Source organism: Flavobacterium sp. MEB061 (assembly GCF_000834715.1).
Classification (GTDB): domain Bacteria; phylum Bacteroidota; class Bacteroidia; order Flavobacteriales; family Flavobacteriaceae; genus Flavobacterium; species Flavobacterium pectinovorum.
Window position 1 is genome coordinate 55,096 of record NZ_JXQR01000007.1, and the last position, 25,515, is coordinate 80,610.

General features: G+C 33.2%; 20 protein-coding genes and 1 tRNA gene. 8 read left to right on the top strand and 13 right to left on the bottom strand.

Features of this window, described 5'->3' with window-relative positions; all coding sequences use genetic code 11:
* Positions 1-17 precede the first annotated feature (17 nt).
* The 7 genes from RT99_RS03120 to RT99_RS03150 all read right to left on the bottom strand — a co-directional run bounded on the left by RT99_RS03120 (position 18) and on the right by RT99_RS03150 (position 12,284).
* Complete coding sequence (locus RT99_RS03120; RefSeq protein WP_042563279.1) at positions 18-4,664, bottom strand: T9SS type A sorting domain-containing protein; 4,647 nt, start codon at positions 4,662-4,664, stop codon at positions 18-20.
* Between the two features lie 160 nt (positions 4,665-4,824).
* The gene (locus RT99_RS03125; RefSeq protein ID WP_042563280.1) at positions 4,825-5,262 is read right to left on the bottom strand and encodes a retropepsin-like aspartic protease; all 438 of its coding nucleotides are present in this window, start codon (positions 5,260-5,262) and stop codon (positions 4,825-4,827) included.
* Positions 5,214-7,880, bottom strand: coding sequence for a CHAT domain-containing protein (locus tag RT99_RS03130; protein WP_042563281.1), 2,667 nt, complete (start codon positions 7,878-7,880; stop codon positions 5,214-5,216). The genes RT99_RS03125 and RT99_RS03130 overlap by 49 nt, the downstream gene beginning before the upstream one ends.
* A gap of 141 nt (positions 7,881-8,021) precedes the next feature.
* Positions 8,022-9,974 carry a PKD domain-containing protein gene (locus RT99_RS03135; protein ID WP_042563282.1) on the bottom strand — a complete coding sequence of 651 codons (1,953 nt, stop codon included), beginning with the start codon at positions 9,972-9,974 and terminating at the stop codon, positions 8,022-8,024.
* Between the two features lie 186 nt (positions 9,975-10,160).
* Positions 10,161-11,150: a hypothetical protein gene (locus RT99_RS03140; protein ID WP_042563283.1), complete on the bottom strand. Its 990-nt coding sequence runs from the start codon at positions 11,148-11,150 to the stop codon at positions 10,161-10,163.
* Between the two features lie 182 nt (positions 11,151-11,332).
* Positions 11,333-11,917 (bottom strand): hypothetical protein, encoded by a 585-nt coding sequence (locus RT99_RS03145; protein ID WP_042563284.1) that lies wholly within the window; start codon positions 11,915-11,917, stop codon positions 11,333-11,335.
* 67 nt (positions 11,918-11,984) lie between these two features.
* On the bottom strand, positions 11,985-12,284 hold the full coding sequence (locus RT99_RS03150; RefSeq protein ID WP_042563285.1) for a hypothetical protein: 300 nt from the start codon (positions 12,282-12,284) through the stop codon (positions 11,985-11,987).
* 130 nt (positions 12,285-12,414) lie between these two features.
* Between RT99_RS03150 and RT99_RS03155 the strand changes: the two genes are divergently transcribed.
* The 6 genes from RT99_RS03155 to RT99_RS03180 all read left to right on the top strand — a co-directional run bounded on the left by RT99_RS03155 (position 12,415) and on the right by RT99_RS03180 (position 18,766).
* Positions 12,415-12,999: an RNA polymerase sigma factor gene (locus RT99_RS03155; protein ID WP_042563286.1), complete on the top strand. Its 585-nt coding sequence runs from the start codon at positions 12,415-12,417 to the stop codon at positions 12,997-12,999.
* A gap of 2 nt (positions 13,000-13,001) precedes the next feature.
* A complete protein-coding gene (locus RT99_RS03160) occupies positions 13,002-13,721 on the top strand; it encodes a hypothetical protein (protein ID WP_042563287.1) in 720 nt (239 codons plus the stop codon).
* Between the two features lie 120 nt (positions 13,722-13,841).
* Positions 13,842-15,494, top strand: coding sequence for a S41 family peptidase (locus tag RT99_RS03165; protein ID WP_042563288.1), 1,653 nt, complete (start codon positions 13,842-13,844; stop codon positions 15,492-15,494).
* Between the two features lie 273 nt (positions 15,495-15,767).
* The gene (locus RT99_RS03170) at positions 15,768-16,547 is read left to right on the top strand and encodes a TatD family hydrolase (protein ID WP_042563289.1); all 780 of its coding nucleotides are present in this window, start codon (positions 15,768-15,770) and stop codon (positions 16,545-16,547) included.
* A gap of 61 nt (positions 16,548-16,608) precedes the next feature.
* A complete protein-coding gene (locus RT99_RS03175) occupies positions 16,609-17,745 on the top strand; it encodes a 1-acyl-sn-glycerol-3-phosphate acyltransferase (protein WP_042563290.1) in 1,137 nt (378 codons plus the stop codon).
* Positions 17,735-18,766: an asparaginase gene (locus RT99_RS03180; protein ID WP_042563291.1), complete on the top strand. Its 1,032-nt coding sequence runs from the start codon at positions 17,735-17,737 to the stop codon at positions 18,764-18,766. The genes RT99_RS03175 and RT99_RS03180 overlap by 11 nt, the downstream gene beginning before the upstream one ends.
* Before the next feature lie 218 nt (positions 18,767-18,984).
* On the opposite strand, the gene RT99_RS03185 is transcribed toward RT99_RS03180, so the two are convergent.
* Positions 18,985-20,217 carry an MFS transporter gene (locus RT99_RS03185; RefSeq protein WP_042563292.1) on the bottom strand — a complete coding sequence of 411 codons (1,233 nt, stop codon included), beginning with the start codon at positions 20,215-20,217 and terminating at the stop codon, positions 18,985-18,987.
* Between the two features lie 90 nt (positions 20,218-20,307).
* On the opposite strand from RT99_RS03185, the gene RT99_RS03190 reads away from it, so the two are divergent.
* Both RT99_RS03190 and RT99_RS03195 read left to right on the top strand, forming a co-directional pair.
* Positions 20,308-21,183, top strand: coding sequence for a LysR substrate-binding domain-containing protein (locus RT99_RS03190; RefSeq protein ID WP_042563293.1), 876 nt, complete (start codon positions 20,308-20,310; stop codon positions 21,181-21,183).
* Between the two features lie 59 nt (positions 21,184-21,242).
* A tRNA-Ser gene (locus tag RT99_RS03195) sits at positions 21,243-21,329 on the top strand.
* A 71-nt stretch (positions 21,330-21,400) separates the two neighbouring features.
* Here the strand turns inward: RT99_RS03195 and RT99_RS03200 are convergent.
* The 5 genes from RT99_RS03200 to RT99_RS03220 all read right to left on the bottom strand — a co-directional run bounded on the left by RT99_RS03200 (position 21,401) and on the right by RT99_RS03220 (position 25,461).
* Entirely contained in the window at positions 21,401-21,907 is a 507-nt protein-coding gene (locus RT99_RS03200) for a GNAT family N-acetyltransferase (protein ID WP_042563294.1), read from the bottom strand.
* Between the two features lie 79 nt (positions 21,908-21,986).
* Positions 21,987-22,946 carry a nitrilase family protein gene (locus tag RT99_RS03205; protein WP_042563295.1) on the bottom strand — a complete coding sequence of 320 codons (960 nt, stop codon included), beginning with the start codon at positions 22,944-22,946 and terminating at the stop codon, positions 21,987-21,989.
* Positions 22,947-23,015: 69 nt separating this feature from the next.
* A complete protein-coding gene (locus RT99_RS03210) occupies positions 23,016-23,840 on the bottom strand; it encodes a helix-turn-helix domain-containing protein (RefSeq protein WP_042563411.1) in 825 nt (274 codons plus the stop codon).
* A 34-nt stretch (positions 23,841-23,874) separates the two neighbouring features.
* Positions 23,875-24,615, bottom strand: coding sequence for an SGNH/GDSL hydrolase family protein (locus RT99_RS03215; RefSeq protein ID WP_042563296.1), 741 nt, complete (start codon positions 24,613-24,615; stop codon positions 23,875-23,877).
* 63 nt (positions 24,616-24,678) lie between these two features.
* Complete coding sequence (locus RT99_RS03220; protein WP_042563297.1) at positions 24,679-25,461, bottom strand: DUF3050 domain-containing protein; 783 nt, start codon at positions 25,459-25,461, stop codon at positions 24,679-24,681.
* Positions 25,462-25,515 lie beyond the last annotated feature (54 nt).

Below are 25,515 nucleotides of genomic sequence, written 5' to 3' on the forward strand. Positions count from 1 at the left end.
TTGGAATTTAACAACCTTTATTTCTTCACAATTTTGATTGTCTTCGTCTGTCCTTCCGCTTTTACTTTTAAGAAATAAACTCCGGAAGAAACATTAGATAAATCAATTTCAGAATGATCACTATTTACTTTATTACTTAAAATAAATTTTCCTGCAACAGAGAATATCTCAACCTCATCAATATTTGAAGTATTATGAATACTTAAACTATGCTGCACCGGATTTGGATAATAAGTGAAATCAGGTAAAACAAAATCAGGATTAGAAAGAGTACCTTTTGCTTTTGTTGTAACAGCAAGGCGTTCCTTACTTTCAATTCCATTAATGGTTTGTGAGGCATAATATGTTGTTCCATTAACTAAAACCGTTGTTAAAGGCAAAGTTGTTTCAGCAGTTTTATTTGTTTTACCAGATAAGGAATTTGGGTTGCTGTACCATTTAATGTTTTGACCCTCTACAACAAGATCTGCTAAAGTTTGTCCTGGAGTAAATTCTATAGCCAGCGAATTTTTACCTTCTATTGAGGGTGCCGGCGGGTCTAAATTAACAGACATTACTGCAGCACATCCATTTTGATCTCTTACATATATTTCATGAATTCCATAAGGTACACTATTGAAAATATTACTCGATTGAAAAGAAGCTCCATCAAAACTATACTCATATAATCCGTTTCCACCAGTTGTAGTAACCGTTATTGTTTGATTTTCTACAGTAGCGGATGAAACCATTAATGTCGCAGGTTGTGATATAAATATATTATTTGATAGAAAGGTGTAACCAGCAGAATCATCAATTTTTACTTTATAAGAACCAGCGGGTAAATTAGAAAACGAATTCATACTAGAATTAGCAGTAATTTGAATTCCATTATTATAAAGAGAATAAGTGTAAGGAGCTAATCCTCCAGATGCATTTGCTACAATTGCACCGTCCTGACTTCCGTAGCAGCTTATGTTTGTATTTGCTATTGTTGCTGTTAATGGATTAAGAGGTTCTATCACAACATATAATGAACTTATATTATTTGAACTATCTCTTACGTCTATTATATATATACCCGGTACCAGATTAGTGAATATATTGTTTGCTGTATAATTGTCTCCGTTTATTGAATACTTATACGGAGCTAAGCCACCTGTGGCAACTACCTTTATTGTACCAAAATTTTCGATAGCTGTTGGTCTGGTAATAACTGCTGATATGATTAAAGGTGAATATAATTCAGTATCGGAAGAAACTACACATCCATTTGCATCTGTAACTTCTACAACATAACTTCCAAATGCTACGTTATTGAAAATATTCTCATTTTGAGAACCTATAATAATTTCTGAATTTTTCTTGAGCGTATATTTATATGGAGTTTTGCCTCCCGTAACATTAACCCTTATTGTTTTATTATAAACATCTGTTGTAGTTGTTGCTGATAGGATAGATTGTTCTACAGTAACATATGTTGTGTAATTGCACCCATTGCTGTCTTTTACAAATACGGTATGATTTCCAGCTATTAAATCACTTGATGTATTTGCGTTAATAAAAGAAACGCCACCAGTAAAAGAATAAGTATATGGTGCCTGACCTCCAGTAGCATTGATAGTTACAGAATCTTTAATACCACATTCAGTAGCTTTATTAACTGTTGCTGTTGCTCGTAACGATGTAGGAGATGCTATTATTAATGGTGTTGTATAAACGCATCCACTTGCATCTTTGACTTTAATAATATGTGTTCCTGGAAAAACACCCGCATATGAACCAGTTGATTGATAATTGTAATTATTGATCGAATACTGATATGGAGCGGTACCACCAACACCACTAATTGATATAGAGGTAATAGGGCTAGTTGAACAATCGGTAATTGGTTGATAACTAATTGTGGCAGTCAATGGAACAGGTTGTACAAACACAATATCATTTGTAAGGACAGTACAATTATTAGAATCTTTGATCGTAAAATGATATGTTCCTGCAGTTAAATTATTAAAAATGTTAGAAGCCTGAAAAGAACCTCCATTTAAAGAATATTGATAATTGCCACTTCCTCCGGCTGCAGTAACATTTATTGAACCATTGCTAACACAATCTATACCTTTCATAACAACAGCAGTTGCTGCTAAAGAAGGACTTATAGTAGCTGCAAGGGTAGTTGTAGCGTTCTGGGTATCTTTAACTTTTATTATATAAGTACCTGCAGATAAATTTGAGAAGACATTTGAGGGTACATAATTATTTCCATTATTTATCGAATATAAATAAGGAGCAATTCCGCCGGTTGCATTTATTGTTATTGTTCCTGTCGGCTGAAAGCAATTAACAGCATTTGTAACAACAGTAGCTGAAAGTGTTGGTGGTGGTGCTACATATATTTCAGAGGATAATAAAGTGCAAGAATTAGCGTCTGCAATTTTTACACTATAAATTCCTGTTGGTAAATTAGTAAACGTATTATTGCTTTGAGGTGCAGCGACTATTATTCCTTCTTTTTCCAAAGAATAAGAATAAGGTGGATTTCCTCCCAATGCATTAGTAGCTATACTTTGCTCAAAAGTTGAAACAGTTGCAGTTAAAAGTGTTGGCTCTGTTATTGCGACAGAGACAACTGATGTACAGCCATTATTATCTTTTACCGTTACATCATAGATGCCAGAAGCGAGGTTGTTAAAAGTATCTCCGGTTTGAAATGTTCCGGTTAATGAATACAAATATGGAGCAGATCCGCCAATTACGGTTGCTTTTATTAAACCATTGTTTCGCCCATTACAAGTAGCATTGATTGTTGTTAATGTAATTATTGGAAAAGTGGGAGGATTTATAACAACAGTATTTGTCGTCGAATTATGATCTGCATCCTGAACTTTGACCGTATAAGTATTAGCCGTTAGGTCAGAAAAAATATTTGATGAAAAATAATTTGACCCACCATTTATGGAATATAAATATGGAGGTTTTCCGCCAGTTGCATTTACAGCTATAGATGCATTACTTAAACAGTCCATCTCTTTAGTTATTGCAACAGCAGAAGCTAAAGGTTTTTGGTCTTCAATGGTAATACTAAAATCATAAGACTCACAGCCTTTTGAATCTTTAATTCTTACAGTGTGAATTCCAGAAGACAAATTTGTAAAAACATTTTCTGCTTGAAAAGCAACACCATCAATAGAATACTGATAAGGAGCAGTTCCTGCCTGACCATTTAAAGTTACAGTTTGACCTTCTGCAAGAATATCAGCATATATAGGTGTTGGTTGTGCAATGATATGTTCGAAAGTAGCGATACAACCAACAGCATCTTTAACTTTAATTTGATATGTTCCAGGACTAAGATCAGTGTGAGTGTTATTAAGTGAATATATACTATTATTAATAGCATATTGATACGGAGCTTCTCCTCCAACAGCATTAATAGTTATTGAGGTTTTATCTTTGGCGCACAATAACTCCGTATGTAAAGCTGTGGCAGATAATGGTGAAGCTTGTTGTATTTTGGCTGTAATTGCCGGAGAAATACAATCATTACTATCTTTCACTAACACAGTGTAATTCCCTGCAGGTAAATCAGAAAAAGTATTTTCTGCAGAAAAAGTTGTTCCACCATCAATTGAATAATAATGAGGGATTTGCCCTCCATTTGCAACAATGTTGATGCCTCCATTATTTATACAACTTGATGTATTTGTGACAATAGTAGTGCAGTTTACAGGGATATATGGGAGTAATTCTATAGCAAGATTATTAACGATTGTATTTTCGCTATCCTTTATAGCAATAGGATAAGTTCCCGCACTTAAATTATCAAAAGTATCGCTTGTTTGAAATGTTGTTCCTCCATCTATAGAATATAAATAAGGAGGGTGACCTCCATAACCAAAAGCACGAATCGCAGCATTTCCCCAGCAGGTTACATGTTTTAGTGTCATTCCTCCAGAGCTTAAGGGAAATTCAGAATCCCCAACAACAATGGTAGTAAAAACACTACACCCTCTAGCATCTCTTACATATATGGGCTGAAAACCAACAGGTAAATCTGAAAAAACATTACTTGCTTGATAAGTAGCCCCATCTAAAGAATATAGATATGGTTCTGTACCACCTGTCGGGGTAATGGTTGTGTTTTGATTTACTGTTATTGATGTTGCAGTGAAAGTTGCAGGAGCTGTAATAACGTGGTCAATTGAAGCAATGCACATTTGGCTGCCATCTTTTACTTTTATATGGTAGGTTCCGGAGAGTAAATATTTGTAATAATTATTGCTGGTAAAAGGACCTCCGTTTATTGAATATTGATATGAACCTATTCCTCCTGAGGTATTTATGGTCAGCGAAGAGGTTTCTTCACTGCATATTATTGGGGTATGTGAAGCTGTTATCTTTAAAGACTCGATGGTTCTCAAATTAAAATAATTAGTCGAAATAATTCCGTTATAATCAATTCGTCCATAAATATTTGAGAGACCTATCACACCAAAATAATGCGTAGGGTCTGCAATTATATTTGCATTATTTAATGCATCATCAAGACTTAAAAAATAAGTAACGTTTGTTTCGGCAGGATCTAAATTACCAATAAAATCATTTTTTAGCGAAGTCAAATCAAAAGGTTCGCTTGAGCAAGTGGTAATATGTGTTACCTGACCATAAAAGAGTGTAGTAAACAATAAAAGAAAAAAAAGTAAAGTTTTTTTTCATACGTATAGGTTTGTTAATTTGTTTTAACAAATATATACAAAAAACATGCAAAAAAACCCAATAAATAAAATCCCAAATACCAGCTGAACTTTCCCAAAATTGGAATTTGTTATTTCAAAAAATTGGAATTTATTTCAAATATAAATAATGATTAAAATAATCTATAATCGCCTTCCCCTCAAGTAAAACATCGGCACCAATAATGCCATGAACAGGTTTGGCTTTGTATGATTCCAATGCTTCATTTACATGAGAAAGATCAAAAATTACCAAACCAAAATTGGTGTTTTTCCAACTCCCGATTTGTAAATTATTGTGAGCCGAAACTTCTGTTTTCATCCCCGTTCCGCCCGCTCCCGAAGCTTTTGTTTTTGATTTTTTTGATGAAATTTCAAAACGTTCCATACTTTCAAAACCAATGCAGGTGTTCGATGCTCCGGTATCTAAAATAAAATTTCCTGAAACGCCATTTATTTTGGCTTTTATTAGAAGATGCTGAGTTTTGGTAACCTTGAATTTTATTTTTTTGTATTTCTCTTTTTTGAGAACCGCGTGAAGATTTTCCATTTTTGATAATGATTGAAAATCAAAAATAAGGCAATTAGAGTCAATAAACTAATGATGTAAAAGATATAATTTGTTGCTTTTTCTTCAGCAGAAATAGAACCATAATACACAAAAGAACTCCAATAATAAGGTGATTTCTTCGCATTCGGAATCGATTTATCGTTTAGGAAATCGAGTTTTGCATTGGCATTTGCTTCAAAATAAGGAACATCATTTTTAATGTTTTTATAGAAATCAGCCATAAAAACCGACGTTGTATAATCGTTGACTTTCCATAACGAAAACAATAAATTCTGCGCGCCCGCAAACTGAAAACCCCTCGCAACGCTCATCGCACCTTCGGCTTTGTATAATTTTCCAATTCCGGTTTCGCAAGCGCTTAAAACCACTAAATCAGGATTGATGTTGAGATTATACAATTCAGAATATAATATTTCCTGATCATAAAATTTAATGCTGGCCGGAGTTTCAATATCGCCCGAAGAAGCATGTGTACTTAAGTGCAAAATCGAATATTGGTTTGCATTTTTTTTAAAATTAGAAAAACTTGCTGTTGAATTCTCTAAATATTTCCCCTTAAAATTACTTCGAATAGATTCCAGTTCTTTCTTAGAATAACTCAACTCAAAAGGTGTGCTTTCGAAAACCGGAAAGATTCCTAAAACTGTTTTTTCTGAATTTGAAATTGGTTTTGAATTCATATAAATATTGGCCGAAGTATTATAACCAATCTTAAAATCATTCAGTAAATAATGCATTTTGGCAAAATTTGTTGTTTTTGATTCTGTGGTAATCAAAGCTTCAAAAGGCAGGAAATTCAAAATTCCGTCAGGAACAATGATGAGGTTTTTATAGATGACATTTGAAGGTAATTTCAACAAATCATAAACTCTTTTTCCATAATAATTATATCCCGAAATATCGTTTGTAATTGCATCAGCAGAACTAAAATAATCAATAAATTTCATAATTTCAAGCATAGATCTGTGTGCAGTATAAATATGTCTAAAATTGATTCTATTATTTTGTAAAGTGAAATAAAACAGATTTTCATTTCCGATAAAATAATAAACCAAAACAGCTTTATCCTTTTCTAACTTTGAAAATAATTGTTTTAAATTACAGTTTTCAGGAATATAATCCGGGTTTTCAGATTGAATATTTTTCAGCAAAAGCATCAATTCATTTTGCTTTTTTATAAGCTGATTTATTTTTGAAATATTGGCTAAATCGCCTTTTTGCTGTTCTTTTATAATAGTGTTATTGACATTCTGAAATTGCTGTATAATTTGTTTTTCTTTTGCGGAAGCGTCTTTAATATTTGAACGATAACCTTTTAAAATTCCGGATTTTGTTTTTTCGGCCAATTGAAAAGCGTCGTTTAAATATTGTATTTTACTGTCTTCCTGATACAATCGATCATAAATCAAAAGACATTTTTCGGTACGATTGCGAGCTCTGATTTGGGTTATAATTTTAGAATTTTCATAAATTAATCCATTCATCAAAAGATCTTCGATATAAAAAGAAAGTTTAAAGGCGTCAAGAGCTTTTTTTGGATGATTTTGTTTGAATAAAATTTCTGCTTGTAAATCTAAAACATCAATTAAAACCGTTTCAGCATACAATTGATTTTGATTGGGAGAAATGTTTTTTGAAGAATAATTAGGAATTAGAATTTTAAAAACGGCAGAAATCTCTTTCTCACTTTCATCATATTTTTGCTCATCAAATAATAATAAAGCTTTTTCATAATAGAGTTTTGCTACTTTTCGTGGCTGTTGATTTGTAGTCTTGAAAAACAATTTTTCAGCTTTTGCTAAATACAAATTCGCAACCTCAAATTGCTGTCTCTGCCGATTAAGAGTTGCCAGATTTCGATAAGAATTAGATAAAGTTTCTGATTGCTCTTTTTCATTTTTCAGATAATGAACCGCCGACTCAAAAGTATTTTCAGCTTTTTGATAAATTTCCGGATGCATTAAATTTCCGGACGAACTCAATATATAATTACTCCCCAAATTATTCAATAAAATTCCTTTTTGCACATTCGATAATTTCTCCGTTTTTAAAGTACTTTCTAGCAAATCTATAGCCAAAGAAATCTTCCCCGAACTCTGATAAACATTTGATAAATTTAAGATTGCTGCAAATTTTTGTTTCGCCGCGTCAGGATAATTTTTGGTAGTATTTATAATAAAAAAATATTGTTTGATAGTGTTTTCGGCACTGTCATAATCACCTAAAACCGTGTATAAATTCCCCAAAGGTTTCAGGCAAAATTCAATAATGTCATAATTGCTCAGTTTGTTTTTCTGATAAATTTGCCAGGCTTTTTCGTAGCTCGCAATCGCTTTTTCGGTTTGTCCAAATTGGTTTTCATAATACGCTTTGTTGCAGTTTAAAACCACAATTGCTAATAATTCATCTTTGGTTTTTGGTTTAGGATTTCTCCAAAACTCAGTTTCTGTTTTCGTTAAATTTTGTAACGCTTTCGCGGAAGGATTTGCAACAAAAACATCAATTGAATTGTATATTTTATCTTCTTGGGAAACAGTTTTCTGCCCGAATAAAATTAGAGTTGAGAACATAAAAATATAGCAATACAGTTTTGTCATTTGTTTAAAATTTTTCGCCACGAATTCACGAATTATTCTTCTTCTTTTTAATGAAGAAAATTCGTGAATTCGTGGCTATTTATTTAATAACCTCCGCGCATCTCTGCGAAAAACCTTTGTGAATCTCTGAGGAATAACTTCCTAAAACTTCCAAATCCCATAAAGCTGAAAATAATTAAAACCTTGCTCAAAGTTGATGACATAACGTGCGCCCAAACTCGGACCAATTCTGGCAAAACCAGCTGTTAAATCAAATAATAATCCAGTTTTAAAATCAGAAAAGGAGTTTTTTACCGTATTGGATGTTGTCGTTGTATTGATTAAAAAGTTTTCTTTATCGCCTTCGTAAGTTTCGATTTTTATGTTTTGATTTTGTTCTTCAGAGACATTTATATTCGCCTGAATTCCCGCGCCAATTCCGATATAATTATTGATGTTGTACCGAATTAAAACAGGAACTTCCCAATTCACATTCTTGTTTTCTGCTGTGGTGGTTGTGCGCACCAATTGTCTCACTCCGTTTGCGTTTGTGTTTATCTGATCGACGACATTAATAGCATTATCGTATTTGTTTAAAGCATTGAGCCATTCAGCCTGCCAATAAAAACGATACGATTTAAAAGGCGAAATCGTTGCGCCCACAAAATAACTCGTCGATTTTTCCAGATCAGAATAGAGATTATAACCTGCTTTTGCGCCAATCGAAATTCCGGGTAAAAATCGGGTCGTGGCGTAGTTGGTAATTATAGGTTCATTTTTATCAAAAATAATGGCTGTTCTGCTTCGGGTTTTTACTTTGTGAAAGTCTTCGGCAAACTTCATCGAATATTTTACAAAACCTTTTGTAGAATCTTTTTCGTGTACATTTTTTTGTTCGCTTCCAGGCAAATAAATATTTTTGAAAGTAAAGAAAATCTGTTTTTGTTTAATAATTGTATCTAAACAACTTACGGTTGGAACCTCATCTTTTGGACAAATCGGGCACTTTGGATACATGTCTTCGATCTGAAAAGTTTTTTTATCGAACATATCCGGAATATCAGTTTCCAACCGAATCATTCTCGCAGGGCCTTCGCCGTTGTTTTGAAAACGGGTTTTAAAATTCACTCGTTTAAAACGAACGAGTCTGTAATTCATAAAACTTCCGTTCGATCCCATTTTGTTTGGGTCGTGAGAAGTTACAATTTCCATTTCAAGGTTCTTTATTTTATGGTTTTTATAACTTCGATTCGGAACAAAAATTCCACGCATTGTAACTGTTGCGCTCGTATCTTTAATCATTTCCGGAGTCGTTTTAAAAGTATAAAAAACATTGTGCGTTTCACCGGGATTTTGATCATCAAATTCTAAAACCGAAACATTATGATACGTTTTATTTGCGTCTAATAACGAAGCATCAAGATCTTCTTCAGAAGTTGTGTTTCGGTATTTTTTAAGATTCAGAATGTTTTCGGCGGAAGCCAGATAATTTTTAGAATCATCAAGATCGTCGACAGAAGCGATGGTATTTTCTTTTACTTCGCGTTCGTTTGCATAAGTTCTAAAATCGACCAATTCGAAATTATTGTTCTTGAATTGTTTCTCATTATAAAACAAATACAGCTTTCCGCCCGATACATAATTCTCCAGATTTTGATAACCCACTACAACTACCATTTCCTGTTCTGGAATCGGGTCGCAGTTTTTGATAATGGCGAATCCGTTTTGGTCTGCGATGGATGCAATGTCTTTATAATTGGTATCTGTAATGTCGTTAACAGCCACTTTTTTCGGACGTGTTGCCGGTGGTTTTCCGTTGTCGTAATTGTTGGTTACGGCAAGTCTTGTCGTGTATGTTCCTTTATTTTTATACACATGTTTAGGTTCGGCTTCTTTACTATAATGACCGTCGCCAAGTTCCCATAAATAGGAATAACTAGGTTTTGGTGCACCCGCAATCGGAATCAAAGGCGGTGTTTCGGGTTTATAAGTAATGGCGTTTCCGTTCTGGATAAAACTAATATTGGCTCTTCGGGCTATGGTGTCTTTTACTTTTGTTTGCGAGAAAGAGATTATAGAAAAAAGAATAAAGAGGATAGATGATAGTGGTTTCATAACTAGGTAATTTTTTAGCCCTGATAGTAGTGGAAATCCTTTTTCTGGCTTCTTTAGCCAGGAAAAGATTGAAACGAATAGCAGGATTAGCTTCTGAAAATCATCAGAGTTAATTTTAAAACTGGATTAAATGTAAAAAAAAGTGATGAGCAAATCACCACTTTTTCTTAAAAAGTATTTTCTAACTTACTGAATAGCATTGATTGAGGCTACCAGTTGTGCTTCGGTACCAACGGTTGTTTCGGAAAGTGTGAAGGTATAAATGTCGTTTGCAGCAACGGTTACCGCTTTAATTGCATATCGCCATTGACCATTATCTTCGGTTACAAAAATCACGTGACAAGCTAAACCAATTGGAATTTGTCCGTAATGTTCGCTAAACAATCCTTGTGGAGTATAAGTATCCAATTTTGCAAGTGCATTTGTTCCTTCACCATCATAAGAAAGATAAACAGCACTGTTTTCGTTGTCGTAACCTTCTGGAACATCAACAAGTAGTGTTGTTTTTGGTCTCGGATCACTGTAAAAACGGTCAACATTTGTCCAGCCAAAATTCCCGAATGTTACATAATAATTTGCACCTTCGCCTTGCACGCCTCCTTTTCCTCCGCCATTTCCGTCAGCATTTGGTTTATTTTCTCTCCAGGCCAATTCTCCCTTGTCGTCAATTGTACCGTTCCATAATGTCATTGCATTATCAAGTCCGTCAGTTAAAGCAGTCGGAACAATTAAATTCATTGTACAAGAAGTTTGAAGTTCAACTCCGCCCTGAGTGGCTTTGATAAAGAATTCTCCACCGGAAATTAATAAATTTTTCTTTCCGTCAGCAGTAACTCCCATTGTTGGTTTGTTGGTAACCAGCATGTTTCCTTTATCAAAAAGTTCGATATATTCAATTTCAATAGTTCCGGTTACCGCATTTCCGTTTTTGGTTAAACAGTCTCCGTTAATGTTTAATTTTACACCTTTTGCAGAAGTTAACGTGATTAGACCATTTCCGGCCGTTGCAGTAAAATTTTGTGTATTTCTTTTAACCCCTTTTTCGCTAATACTTTTAAAAGCTCCAGAAGTTGGCGGAAGAACAATATTATCTTCGCCGTCGCTGTTATTGTCGCAACTTACAAATGAAAATAGTGCTAAGCATAAAAGTCCTAATTTTTTAAAATTTGTGTTCATGATTTCTAATTTTTATAAATCTGCCCTGATTATTTCAAGTGGTTTCAGATTCTGGTTAATTATAGTTTTTATATTCTTATATCAATTAAGGTTTGATATTGTTACCCTTATTTTTAAAATTTATTTCTCAACTTATTTTCAGTAGATATATCAATTGTGCGCTTAAATTGTTAACCTAAATTTTAATTTACTTTAAAACCCAATGCAATATAGGGTTGTGCAAAATCGGGAGCAGGACCTCCGGCACCATAAAAGTTGGAACTTAAAAAAACGGCATTTCCTTGAGTAACAGGATAGGGAACGGTTGTATTATTTGATTCTCTCAATAAACGTCCCACAGTTTGGTTCAGCGCCGTATATCCTGGAAGTATGGTTCTTTTTACCCTAATAATATCGCCCGAGTTTACCAGCACAGGTGTTATCGATTGATAATCTAAAGTAGTTTGCGAAAAAGTATGTACCCCACTATAGCTTGTATTGGTCGTTGTATTGATTACCTCCATCGTATAACCGCCGGTGTAAGTGGATGGGTTTTGATATCCTACGCTGCAAATTTCTCCATTGGCATTAATCTGGATCGTATATTCATGCGTTTCCAAATCCATTGTTGTAAGGTCGTTATAGCCATTTGCAGCTGTAAAAGCATTTGTAATTAATGTTGAAACATAAGTTGTATCACATACATTATTTGTTGGGTTGTTGTCGTTATCGCAGCTAATTATTAAAGTTGCCGCAAAACAAAATATCAAAGTTTTAATTGTTTTCATGATTTCTAATTTTATAGTTTAGTAATAGATGTTTTTTGATGAAAAATTGTTACCCTAAATTTTTGATTTATTTCGAAAGGCATTTTTCTTCGAATAAATTTCCGTCTTCATCAAGTGCGACGAGTATGTCTTTTTTCCGCGAAAGCGAAACAATTAAACAGATCCACACAACAGACCAAATTCCGAATGTGATAACTGTAAGGAAGAAATGAAACGGATGATTGATTTCTTTTTTTTCTTTGGATAAAACAGCATACGGCAGTTTTTCGTTATGCTCGATAATCACAAAACCGTTTCTGATTTTAGAAGAAAGGGTTTTATGAAACTGATCCAGATTTTTTTGATTTATTAATTGGTAACTTTCCATTTCTTTTAATTTTTAATTGTTTTTAAAAGAGTTTTATATTGCTATATCAACTTGATTTTATAATTGTTACCCCATTATTGAGAATTTATTTTGAGATTATTTTTACATTAGCTATTTAAAAGTTGTTTTTATGGGCAAAATCAAAATTCATCCCGATCAAAAATATATCGAAGGACTTGCGGCTAATAATTCGGCAATCATTCAGGAGATTTATAAAAAGTTCGTTCCCAAGGTTGTTTTTTATATAAAGAACAATTCCGGAGATCAGGATCATGCTCAGGATGTGGTTCAGGAAATCATGATTTTGCTTTTTAATCAGGCAAAAAACAAAACGCTGGAACTCACTTGTCCTTTTGATGCTTACTTTTTCTTGTTATGCAAAAGAAAATGGCTCAACGAATTGAAAAAAACATCTAATAAAGGGGTAACAATTCATGAAGATGTGGGATCTATAAATGAATGCGGAGTGGAATTGGTAGAGCAGACCGAACAATTTAATGAAAAACAACAGCTTTTTGACGCTATGTTTCTAAAATTGGGAGACAAATGTCAGGAATTATTAAAGTTGAGTTTTACCATTAAGTCGATGGAGGAAGTCGCCGAAAAACTCAATGTAACATACGGTTATGTTCGCAAGAAAAAATCGTTATGCATTGGCCAGTTAACACAATGGATTCAGGAAAACAACAACTTTAAATCGCTAAAAAATAATTAGTCATGAACGAAGAACGTTACATAAAATTCGATCAATATCTTCAGGATGAAATGACTGTTGAAGAGAAAAATAGTTTTGAAAAACAATTGGCGGAAGATCCCGAATTTGCTTCAGAATTTGAAACTTTTAAGAACGTACATCTTCAGCTGGAAACTAAATTTGGATATGAACAGGAAAGAGAAGCTTTCAAAGAAAATCTAATAAAAGTTTCGGATAAACATTTCAATAAACCAAAAGTAATTGCACTAAAACCTTGGTATTATGGTGCTGCGGCAGCTGCAGTAATTTTGATGGGATTATTTTTTTATAATTATAGTCAAAAGCCTTCTTTTGAAGATTTTAATCATCCGGAATCGGCTTATTTTACAGAAAGAGGCAATATTGAGGCAACGCTAAAACAAGCAGAAACAGCATTTAATTCAAAGGAATATAAAAAAGCAATTCCGCTTTTTGAATCTATTTTAAAAGAAAATCATACACCGGAAATTCAATATTTTTACGGAGTTTCATTATTACAAGACAATCAAATCATAAAAGCCCAAAATGTTTTTAGTGAACTAAAAACAGGAACTTCGGCCTATAAAGATAAAGCAACATGGAATTTAGCCTTAATTAAATTGAAACAAAAAAATTACAATGCTTGTAGAGAAATCCTGCTTACAATTCCTGAGGATTATGAAGATTATGTTGAGGTTCAGATTTTGTTGAGAGAATTGGAATAAGCGATAAATTTTTGTCACTTTACGTAAACCCGTAATCGAATTTAGATTTTAATATCTAAATTCGATTTTTTTATTAAGAATTTACCACGATACCTTTATAATTTTAATCCAAATTAACGAATGAAAAATATTACTTTATTATTTCTTCTTGTTCTTTCTCAAACCATCTTTGGTGCTAAAATTACCGAAACCGAAAAACTTGCTGCAACCTGCAAAGTTTGGGGTTATCTAAAATATTACCACCCAAAAGTCGCCAATGGCGATTTTAATTGGGATGAAAAACTTTTTGAGGTTTTGCCAAAAATTGAAAGCGCAAAAAACAAAGAAGAATATTCAGCAGTAATAGAAAAATGGATAGATGATCTAGGAGTTGTACCCACAAACAAACCTCTTGCAGATGATCCTAAAAAAGATTTTTTTAATGAAAATCTAAACTTAGACTGGACACAAAAAGACAAATTGTTTTCTAAAAGTCTTTCTACGAAATTGAAATTTATTACAGAAAATAGATTTCAAGGAACAAATTATTATGTAAACCGTGACGGAAAAGAAGTCAAATTTCAGTTTGTTAACGAGCCGGAATATGCAGAAGTTTTATGGACAAATAAAAATTTACGTCTTCTTACTTTATTCCGTTTTTGGAACTATGTAGAATATTTTTTTCCATATAAATATAAAATGGATCAAAAATGGGATGATGCTTTGGTTGAAATTCTGCCTCATATTATAGCCCCGGCTTCTGAAAAAGAGTTTTTGTTAGCAATGCGCGAAATATCTATAAAACTTAACGATACTCATGCAGCGACTTTTAATATGCAAATGATGCAGTATTTAGGTGGAGAAAAATATACTGCTTTTGGGACTAAATTCATAGATGATAAAGCCGTAATTACTACTATAGCAAATGATTCTTTAGCAAAGATTGACGATTTAAAAATAGGAGACGTTATCACTAAAATTGACGGCATAACGGTCGCTCAAAAATTAGATGAACTCCTAAAATATATGCAGGGTTCTAATAGGCCAGCTGCTATATTAAATGGGGCCCTTGTAATGTTTACAGGAAATACAGATGATTTTGAAGTTGAATTTATTAGAGATAATGTCACTTCGGTAAAAAGAATACATCGTTATCCGAATGGAAAAATTAAAAGATCACCGCCAAAAAATAGTCCAAATTGGGAAATTCTGGAAAACAACATTGGTTACGTGAAAATGAATAAAGTACCAAAAGAAGAAGTGCCGGAAATGATGGAGAAATTAAAGAATACACAAGCTATAATTTTCGATGTTAGAAACAGACCTACATACACCGATTTTTTAGTTAGTGAATATTTAAATCCGGAACCGAAACCTATTTTGAGATTACTTTATCAGGATTTGAGTTATCCTGGACGTTACTATTTTAGTGATGAGATGGAAGAATGTGGTAAAATCAATACAGATTATTATAAAGGTAAAGTAATTGTTTTGGTAAATTCGGGAACTCATAGTTTTGGAGAACAAACAGCAATGAGTTTGCAAACCGCGCCAAATGCTACTGTTATTGGCAGTCAAACTTCTGGTGCTGACGGGCCAAATTATTACTTTAAGATTATCAAAGGTTTTGATTCCTCTTTTACTTCAGCAGGTGTTTTTTATCCAAATAAAAAAGAAACACAACGCATCGGTATTGTTCCTGATATTGAGGTAAAACCAACTATTTTTGGTGCTCAACAAGGAAAAGACGAAGTATTGGATAGAGCTAAATTGTTTGCTAAAAACGGGAAATAAAAGTTAGTATTAATTTCTCGCTTGCTTTGTCAGACTGAGCGATCCCGAAGCTTCGGGAGAAGTCCCACAAAGAGAATCATCAGAGTTACCTTTGTCAAAGTTTTAAACTTTGACAAAGGTTTTATTATTAAGAGGCAAAGAGAAAAAAATCCGCGCCCAATCCGCGTTTTCACGAAGTGAATCCGTGTCACCCGTGTGCCATTTTCGTCATAACATTCAAATTGGGAAAGTTTTTAATATTGTCGTAATTTTGAACCTTTAAAAATTAGAAAATTGAATTCAACGACAATAATTACCGATACACATACCCATTTATATTCTGAAGAATTTGATCAGGATCGCGACGAAATGATTCAAAGAGCCATTGATGCCGGTGTAACCCGCTTTTTTATTCCTGCAATAGATGCCGCTGCAACACAATCAATGTACGATTTAGAGCAAAATTATCCGGATAATGTGTTTTTAATGATGGGTTTGCATCCCACTTACGTGAAAGATAATTATCTGGACGAGTTGAAGCACGTTGAAGCTGAACTGGCCAAAAGAAAATTCTACGCCGTTGGTGAAATCGGGATTGATTTGTATTGGGATAAAACGCATTTAAAAGAGCAGCAAATTGCTTTTAAAAGACAAATTCAATTAGCAAAACAATACAAACTGCCAATCGTAATTCATTGTCGCGAAGCTTTTGATGAAATTTTTGCAATTTTGGAAGAAGAAAAATCAGATGATTTGTTTGGGATTTTTCACTGCTTCTCCGGAACTCATGAACAAGCGTTACAGGCAATATCCTATAATATGAAACTGGGAATTGGCGGAGTTGTAACTTTTAAGAACGGAAAAATTGATCAATTTTTAAATCAAATCGAATTAAAACATATTGTTCTTGAAACTGATTCGCCGTATTTAGCACCAATTCCGTATCGCGGAAAACGAAATGAAAGCGGTTATTTGGTAAATGTTATTGCCAAATTAGCCGATATATATGATGTTTCTGAAGAAGAAATAGCGACAATTACAACGCAAAATTCAGAAGACGTTTTTGGGATTTAACCCTATAGTTACTTAACTTTAGTTTTTTTTTTGTTCTTTTGCCCACTAAAAATAGATATTAATGCAGAAATTTGATGCCATTCGACCGTTTTATGATTCTGAAATAAATGAAGCACTTCATGATGTTGTCAATCATCCGATGATGAAAACCATGATGAACTTTACTTTTCCGGAAGTAGAAGATGAGGTTTGGAAAGAGCAGCTTAAGAAAACACATTCGATTCGTGATTTTCAATGCAACTTTATTTATAATACCATCCAAAAGGTTCTTGAAAAAAGTTCTGAAGGGCTAACAACTTCAGGATTTGAGAAACTTGAAAAAAATACTTCTTACCTATTTATTTCGAATCACAGGGATATTCTTTTAGATACAACCTTATTAAATGTTTGTTTGTTCGAGCATGGTTTGGTAATGACAGCATCTGCAATTGGAGACAATCTGGTTAAAAAAGCATTTTTAAGCACATTGGCAAAACTGAATAGAAACTTTTTGGTTTTAAGAGGATTAACGCCAAGAGAAATGTTGCAGAGTTCTAAATTGCTGGCAGAATATATGGGACAATTATTGCTTCGCGAAAATCGTTCGGTTTGGATAGCTCAAAGAGAAGGACGTACGAAAGACGGAAACGACGAAACTAATCCAGGCGTTTTAAAAATGATTGGTATGGGTTCTGATGAAGCCAATTTGATGGATTATTTTAAGAAATTAAGAATCATTCCGGTTTCAATTTCATACGAATATGATCCTACGGATGTTTTGAAAATGCCGCAATTAATGGCAGAAGCAAACAACGAAGTTTATATTAAAGATAAAAATGAGGATTTCATGACCATTTTGAGTGGTATTATGGGAACCAAAAAAAGAATACATATTTCTGTTGGTGATGTTCTGGATACAGAAATAGATAAGATTGTGGCTGAAAATGACAATGCCAACAAACAAGTTCAGGCGTTGGCACAAGTAATTGATGATTCTATTTTGAAGAATTACCAATTGTGGCCAACAAATTTTATTGCTTACGATATTTTAAACGAAACCGATAAGTTCTCTCATTTGTACAAAGAAACTGAGAAATCACTTTTTGAGCGTCGTTTAGAAATGCGTATCGGAAGCGATAATCCTGTTACCAGACAAGGATTTTTATCAATGTATGCCAATCCTGTTGTCAATAAATTAAAATATCAGGATGTCATCTAAAGCTAAAATACTTTTAATTTATACCGGCGGAACTATCGGTATGAGCAAGGATTTTGCAACTGGAGCACTCAAAGCATTTAACTTTGATAAACTATTGCAGAACATTCCTGAAATTGAACAATTAGATTGCGAAATAGAAACAGTTTCATTCGAACACCCAATAGATTCATCGAACATGAATCCTGAAATGTGGACGAAAATTGCTGAAATCATCGAAGAAAATTATAATTCTTATGATGGATTTATAGTATTGCATGGTTCAGATACAATGTCATATTCGGCATCTGCATTGAGTTTTATGCTGGAGAATTTAGCAAAACCTGTTGTATTTACGGGCTCTCAATTGCCAATTGGTGATTTGCGTACCGATGCAAAAGAAAACCTGATAACGGCAATTCAAATTGCTTCTCTTCAGGAAAACGGAGAACCGGTTATCAAAGAAGTTTGCTTGTATTTTGAATATAAATTGTACCGCGGAAACCGAACTTCAAAAGTAAATGCAGAACATTTTAGAGCTTTTACAGCGCCTAATTATCCTGAATTGGTAGAATCCGGTGTTCATCTTAAATTAAACTCACATTTATTTCTTCCTGTAAAAAAAGATGCGAAACTAATTGTCCATAAAAAATTAGACAATCATGTTGCCATAATAAAAATGTTTCCGGGAATGAGCGAAGTTGTTTTGTCTTCAATTCTTGAAATTAAGGATTTAAAAGGAATTGTTTTAGAAACTTATGGCTCAGGAAATGCTCCAACCGAAGATTGGTTTTTAAATTTAATACAAAAAGCCATTCAATCCGGCCTTCATATCGTAAATGTTACACAATGCTCCGGCGGAAGTGTAAATATGGGACAATACGAAACCAGCACAAAACTAAAATCTCTGGGCGTTATTTCAGGAAAAGATATTACTACAGAAGCCGCAATTACAAAATTGATGTATTTGTTGGGGCATAATATTCCGCCAGCTGAATTTAAAGATGTTTTTGAAACAGCGTTGCGAGGGGAAATTTCGTTATAAAATTATTTCACTATATAAGTGATATAAGTTCATTTTAGAAGAAGTTTAAAAAATGAATTGATTTCGTTTGTCACATCGAGCGGAGTCGAGATACCGCAACTAGCTCCGTTCCTAATGTTCCAGTCCTTGTCGAGTTTCTTGTGGAGATTTCTCGTTCCTCGAAATGACAAGATTATAGATAGACGATTGGAATTTGGAATTTAAAAAAATTGGAATTTTTAATCTTTATACCGAACAGCACAAGTTTCCAACTCTTCTTCAGTACTCTGTTTTTTATAATACACATAAACAATTACCGAAATAATACAGATAATTCCCTGAATGGCAACTGTATTTCTTGTTCCGATGATATGAGAAACGTAGCCAATAATTAAACTTCCTACCGGAATCATCCCCTGATAGGCCATTAAATAATAACTAATACTTCTTGAACGCATATTAACAGCACTTTGCGTTTGAATGTAAATGTTTATAGATGAGGTTTGTGCCATCATCCCTACACCGCTCAAAGCCATGCAAATAAGCGCCACAGTTAAACTATTTGAATAGGCTAGTATAATGATGCTAAAACCTAATAATAAGCTCGCAGCAATCATTATTTTGCCCATAATATCAGATCTTTTAAGATTTGCCAGATAAATGGCTGATAAAATAGAACCAATTCCGGCTGCGCTTTCAAACCAGCTGAAGGTTTGGGCGTTTCCGCTAAAAATATCTTTTGCAAAAACAGGCATTAAAGTATTGAATGAAATGACAAATAAACTACTGCACATTAGCATCAAAAGCATTTTTGCCATTTCAGTTTCTTTTTTTACATAATCAAAACCCTCGATAAAATCTTCCAGCATTTTAAATTTATCTGTTGCTTTAATATGTGGAGTTATTTTCATCATTAATAACGAAATCAAAACGGGAATGTAGCTAAGGAAATTTCCAATAAAACAAATGTCTTCGCCATATTGGTGTAAAATAATTCCGGCGAGAGCCGGACCTGCAATTCGGGCAAAATTATTCAAAGTAGAATTTAGGGCAACCGCGTTTGATAAATCTTCTTTATTGTCCACAATGTCAATCATCATCGTTTGTCTGCAAGTCATATCAAAAGAGTTTATAATTCCCTGAAAAAGACTTAATGCTAAAATAAAATTGATATTATATATTTTTAAGTAAATCAATAAAGCCAAAGCTCCAGCCTGAAGCATTGCGAGAGATTGTAATAAAATCATGGCTTTGTGTTTGTCATAACGCCCAATAATACTTCCTGCCAATGGTGCCAAAAATAAAGATGGAATCATGCTTAAAAAGGTCGTTAATCCTAATAAGAAAACAGAACCTGTAACACTGTAAACCATCCAACTTACAGCGGTTTTTTGTAGCCACGTTCCAACAACAGAAACAGATTGTCCGTAAAAGAATAACTTGAAGTTTTTTGATCTTAACGCTTTAAACATAACCTTAAATATTTTTTACAAAGTTCGGGATTATGATTTCATTAGAAAAATTAATAATTTTACTGATAATAAGTATTTAAACTTATCGATATGGAGATTTATCAATTAGAATATTTTATTAAAACAGCCGAAGTTCTTCATTTTACAAAAGCTGCCGAATTATGCTTTGTAACGCAATCCGGTTTGTCTCAACAAATAAAAAAGCTTGAAGAAGAACTGGGAATGCCTTTGTTTGTAAGGATTGGGAAGAAAGTTCAACTTACCGAAGCTGGTTCTGTTTTCCTGGTTCATGCCAAACAAATTATAGAAAATGTACAAAGCGGCAAACAGGCGATTGACGATTTGAACCAAATGATTGGTGGCGAATTGCGAATTGGCGTAACCTATATTTTCGGACTTTTAGTTTTGCCGGTTGTAAATTTGTTTGCTAAAACATATCCGCATTTAAAAATTGTTGTTGAATATGGCACAACGGAACCTTTGGAACAAAAACTATTAAACAACGAATTAGATTTGGTTTTGGTAATTTCTTCTAATGAAATTGAACTTCCTTTTCAAAAAGAGCCGTTGTTTAGGTCAAAATTGGTTTTGGCTGTTTCAAAAGCACATCCATTAGCCGTTTTAGATAAAATAACCTTTAAAAAAATAGAAGATCTCCCACTTATTTTACCCGTAAAAGGATTTAATTCGAGAGAGTTTTTGGATGAATTGTTTTTAAAAAATAATATGAAACCAAAAGTTTCGATAGAATTAAACGCAGTTCATGCTTTATTACGTTTGGTAGGCGATAGTGATTATTGGGCTACCATTGTGACAGAGAAAGCTTTACAAGGGTGGAATAATATAAAGGCAATTAACATTACGGGAGTTACAACGCAAAGGGATTCGTTTATGTTAACGATTGAAGGTGCGTATCAAAAGAAAGCCGTAAAACTGTTTATGGAAGAATTTAGAAAAAGCATGTAAGTAATCTTTGATTTTGTTTTTCTAACTCAGTTTTTTTTGTGTTCTTTGCAAACCAAAATAGAGAGGTGTCCGAGTGGTTTAAGGAGCTAGCCTGGAAAGCTAGTATATGGGTAACTGTATCGAGGGTTCGAATCCCTTCCTCTCTGCGAAAATGATTTTATAAAAAACCCTTGTGAATAACTCCACAAGGGTTTTGTTTTTTAGATAAGATTAAAATCTAAACCTTAATCTCAAACAAACTAAAAGAACCTTCTTTATAATGTTCCGGTAATTCGCTTGTCCATTCTATGGTACTTATGCCTTTGTACTCAAAACCACAACTCATATAGTATTTGTTTATTCTCTCGTTTCCGCTATGTGTGTCGAGTCTTATGTATGATTTGTTATTTTCTTTGGCATACGTTTTTGCCCATTCAACGATTTTTTTGACATACGATTGCCCTCTGAATTTTGGGTTTGTTGCAATTCTATGAAGATAAATAGCGGGATCTAAACTGGCTTCTTTCCAGATTATTAAATCATTAAAAGTAATAACAAATGTACAGGCAATTTCATTTCCTTCTTTGATTATGAAATGTCGATTTTCGGCTATTTCTTTTTCGATAAGTGCTCTTTCAAAACCTCTCCAGCTTTTATTGTTCACTGTTTTTTGATAAGACGTTGCTGCATTGTAGATATCAAAAACAGCATCGATATCTTCATTTTTAGTTTTAAAAAATTCCATTATTTGGGTGTATTCTGTAGATTTATGTATTCTGTAAAGATAAATCTTCGTGTATTTAAAGTTTTAAAAATTATTAGTTTTAACTTTTTTCATCAGCTTTTAACCAAACCACGTTTTGTTGAGATTCGTGATTTTGCCCAATAATATCCCGATATAATTCTGGTCTTCTTGCTTTTATGTAACGATTTCCTCCAGCCTGACTTAGCTTTTCGGGAGTAATTGTTGCTGTAGCAAAAGAGTCATCAAAAGTTCTGCATTCGGTCAAAATATCTCCAAATGGATCAATAATCATCGAACAGCCATTTTTTAATTGATCGTCGTCCATACCAATTGGGTTCGAGAATACGGCATAAATAGCATTATCGTAAGCTCTTGCAGGCAACCATTTTATTAACCAATCCCGACCTTTCATTCCATCAAATTCTAATCGTAAAGAAGTTGGATCAGCTTCACGGTTTTCCCAAAGTTGAGGTGTAACAAAACCAGCTCCTGGTCGGGTAGAAGGTGTACACATAGTTACGTGTGGCATAAAAATAATATCGGCACCTAAAAGTTTTGTTGCCCGAACATTTTCTATAATATTATTGTCGTAACAAATTAAAATGCCGCATTTCCAGCCCTTAATTTCAAAAATACAGTAATTATCTCCGGGGATGAGGTATGGATTTATAAACGGATGTAATTTTCTATATTTTGCGACTAATCCATTTTTGTCAACACAAACATAAGCTTTGAATAAATTATCGTTTTCATCTTTTTCAAAAAGACCTGCTAATATTATGATGTCATTATTTTTTGCAATCTCAGTGAGTTTTAGAATACTTTCCCCATTCGGAATAATTTCCGCCAAATTCAGCATTTGTTCTTTTGACAAGTGTCGAGCAAAGGTATATCCGGTGATTGAACATTCATGAAACGAAATTATATCGCAACCTTCATTGGCCGCTTTTTTTGAAAGTTGTTCGATTACAGATAAATTATAGTTTTTGTCGCCACTTTTATTCTCAAACTGAGCGGTTGCTATTTTTAGATTTTTCATAGATTATGCTATTTATTTAGGTCAAAAATAGCATTAGCAATATTTTATAAATTGTATAAAACCGACATTTTAAAATGTTGAAACAGGAAATGTTTTGATAAGATTGTTGGCTAGCTTTCTACTATTAAATAAATATTCCCGGGGTGATATTCCGGTATGTTTTCTAAAATCTTTTATTAAATGCGACTGATCTGAAAATCCGGCATCGTAACAAATTGCCGTCAGGTTTGTAGCGTCAGATCTATTTTTTAATAATTTTAGAAAATGATGTAGTCTTATAACGTTACCAAATTTCTTCGGATTTAGACCAATACTTTCTTTGAATTTTCTTTCAAGATGTCTTTCGGTATAGCCGGTGTGTTCAACTAGTTGTTTTACAGAGAAATCTCCTTTGTTTGTAAGGATAAAATGCAAGGAATTATTTATTATAGATTGATTCGAAACCAGCTTGTTATTAATTAAGTTTCTAAAAAAATGATTTAAAAGTTCAACACGTGTTTGATTATTTTGCTGGAATAATTTTTCCTGAAGAGCAGTAACTTTTTGGTCAAAAACTTCTTCAACAGGAATAATAGAATCCTGAAATTCAGTGGCAGGAATTCCTAGTAATTGGTAAATTCCATTAGGCTGGAAAACGACAATGATTAAGGATGTTTCATTTTCAGAATAAATATCTTTAAAACCATGAAGCTGTCCGTATAAAAAAGAAGTTGGTAAATATTTTTTTACTTCATCGTTACTGATTTCCGATATAAGTTTACTTTTTAAAGAAAATACCACACCCGTATTACCATCAGAAAATAGTCTAAGTTTTTGAATAGCAATTTCTTTATTGTCTAAAAACAGATAATGTTTGATATAAGGCGATAATTCTTTTGATGGTGAAACTTGCATGTTATAAAAATAGTTATTTCCCCCCTTAAAAAATTTAATTCTGCAAAGCCACTTTAATTTTTGGTAAAATACGTTCAACAAATAAAGTATAAGCTTCTTTTGACGGATGCAAACCATCTCCTGCGACTAAGGAAGGAATTTGAATTCCTTTTTGTGTAATGTCTGTGATAGAAACAAAAGTAACTTCGTTTGCTTTGCAATAATTTTCAGCGAAGGAATTATATTGTGCTATTTCAGTTGAAATTTTTGTAGTTCCTCCAAACATGGTTCCAAAAGGAGTAAAGGCATAATCAGGAATTGAGAGTACTACAACATTTTTTTTATCACCCTTTGCCAGAGCAATAGCTTTGTTCAATAATTCGGGAAATTCTTTTTCGTAAACCGAAAAATTTATGCCCTGATATTGATTGTTTACTCCAATTAAAAGTGTCACCAAATCGTAATTTGATTGTGGATTGTCATCATTTATTGCCGAAATCAAATTTGAAGTTGTCCAGCCTGTTTTGGCAATTATTTTTAACGAAAATTTAGTTTCCGGATATATTGCTTCTAAACTAGTGTTTAATTGTTGAGGATAATTACAAGTTTCACAAACACTTTGTCCGATAGTATAACTGTCGCCCAAAGCCAAATATTTTATAGAACTTGAAAGGGGAATTTTAGGAATTGAAATTATTGGAGAATCTGAAGTTTCAGAACTTATTTCGTCAGAACTACAGCTTAAAAGGAAAATAGAAAAAATAAAGGTAACTATTTGCTTGAATTGTGGCTTCATAATTTGTATAAATTAGATGGTTCATTCTAAACAAATAGTTACGTTAAATATATTGTTTTGGTTTTATACCATTTCTGTTTTTAGCAGAATTTGTTCTTCAATGGCATTCCAAAGTCCGATTCGTTTTTCCAGAGCTAAAATCGAAATTTCTTCAACATCTTTCCATTTTTGGGCATCATCTTCACATAAATCAGAAATCATTTGCATCGCCATTGGTCCGTGCTCATCGGCATCAAGTTCGATATGTCTTTCAAAATAATAAAGCAATTTGCTTAAATCTGTTTCAGGAAGATTTTTTTGAAAGTTTTTCAGGATTTCAGTAAACATACTAGGAATCAGGTCTTCTCTTCCAAAAGTAAAAGCAGCTGCAATTTCGTGTGGTTTACCTTGCTCGATAACTCTAAATGTAAAATCTAAAAATGCTTTTACATCAGGATGTAAAGAACTTTGTTTTATAGCGACAAAAATATTGTGCAATGAGTTTACTTCAGATAGAAATGTGTTGATTCCGTTTGTATCGGCGCCGCAATCTTCCATGGCTTCAAGATACATTTCATAATGACTTTGTCTTCTTCCGTCAATAGTCAAATCTGTTTCTTCTGCCAGGACAATTTCGTTGATTAAATATCTGGTTTCAGGATTTTTTGTTGCAAACCAAGGTGTAGTAGTACACGTAAGTTTAGCTTGTAAAGCTTTCAATAATGACATAAAATCCCAAACTGCAAAAACGTGACTTTCTAAGAAGCTGTGCAAGTCATCAATGCTTTGAATTTTATTATATAAGGAATGTCTTAATAATTGATTTTTTTGTGGTTGAATGCTATTGTTTATAGTTTCAATATTCATTTGTAGAATTTTTTGCAAAGATAAAAAGCTTCTCGGTAAGAAGAAGCTTTTCGT

What these genes read in the sequence shown, in the direction of transcription:
- RT99_RS03125 (WP_042563280.1), bottom strand. Translation starts at nt 5,262, where the DNA reads ATGGAAAATCTTCACGCGGTTCTCAAAAAAGAGAAATACAAAAAAATA.
- RT99_RS03130 (WP_042563281.1), bottom strand. Translation starts at nt 7,880, where the DNA reads ATGACAAAACTGTATTGCTATATTTTTATGTTCTCAACTCTAATTTTA.
- RT99_RS03135 (WP_042563282.1), bottom strand. Translation starts at nt 9,974, where the DNA reads ATGAAACCACTATCATCTATCCTCTTTATTCTTTTTTCTATAATCTCT.
- RT99_RS03140 (WP_042563283.1), bottom strand. Translation starts at nt 11,150, where the DNA reads ATGAACACAAATTTTAAAAAATTAGGACTTTTATGCTTAGCACTATTT.
- RT99_RS03145 (WP_042563284.1), bottom strand. Translation starts at nt 11,917, where the DNA reads ATGAAAACAATTAAAACTTTGATATTTTGTTTTGCGGCAACTTTAATA.
- RT99_RS03150 (WP_042563285.1), bottom strand. Translation starts at nt 12,284, where the DNA reads ATGGAAAGTTACCAATTAATAAATCAAAAAAATCTGGATCAGTTTCAT.
- RT99_RS03155 (WP_042563286.1), top strand. Translation starts at nt 12,415, where the DNA reads ATGGGCAAAATCAAAATTCATCCCGATCAAAAATATATCGAAGGACTT.
- RT99_RS03160 (WP_042563287.1), top strand. Translation starts at nt 13,002, where the DNA reads ATGAACGAAGAACGTTACATAAAATTCGATCAATATCTTCAGGATGAA.
- RT99_RS03165 (WP_042563288.1), top strand. Translation starts at nt 13,842, where the DNA reads ATGAAAAATATTACTTTATTATTTCTTCTTGTTCTTTCTCAAACCATC.
- RT99_RS03175 (WP_042563290.1), top strand. Translation starts at nt 16,609, where the DNA reads ATGCAGAAATTTGATGCCATTCGACCGTTTTATGATTCTGAAATAAAT.
- RT99_RS03180 (WP_042563291.1), top strand. Translation starts at nt 17,735, where the DNA reads ATGTCATCTAAAGCTAAAATACTTTTAATTTATACCGGCGGAACTATC.
- RT99_RS03185 (WP_042563292.1), bottom strand. Translation starts at nt 20,217, where the DNA reads ATGTTTAAAGCGTTAAGATCAAAAAACTTCAAGTTATTCTTTTACGGA.
- RT99_RS03190 (WP_042563293.1), top strand. Translation starts at nt 20,308, where the DNA reads ATGGAGATTTATCAATTAGAATATTTTATTAAAACAGCCGAAGTTCTT.
- RT99_RS03200 (WP_042563294.1), bottom strand. Translation starts at nt 21,907, where the DNA reads ATGGAATTTTTTAAAACTAAAAATGAAGATATCGATGCTGTTTTTGAT.
- RT99_RS03205 (WP_042563295.1), bottom strand. Translation starts at nt 22,946, where the DNA reads ATGAAAAATCTAAAAATAGCAACCGCTCAGTTTGAGAATAAAAGTGGC.
- RT99_RS03210 (WP_042563411.1), bottom strand. Translation starts at nt 23,840, where the DNA reads ATGCAAGTTTCACCATCAAAAGAATTATCGCCTTATATCAAACATTAT.
- RT99_RS03215 (WP_042563296.1), bottom strand. Translation starts at nt 24,615, where the DNA reads ATGAAGCCACAATTCAAGCAAATAGTTACCTTTATTTTTTCTATTTTC.
- RT99_RS03220 (WP_042563297.1), bottom strand. Translation starts at nt 25,461, where the DNA reads ATGAATATTGAAACTATAAACAATAGCATTCAACCACAAAAAAATCAA.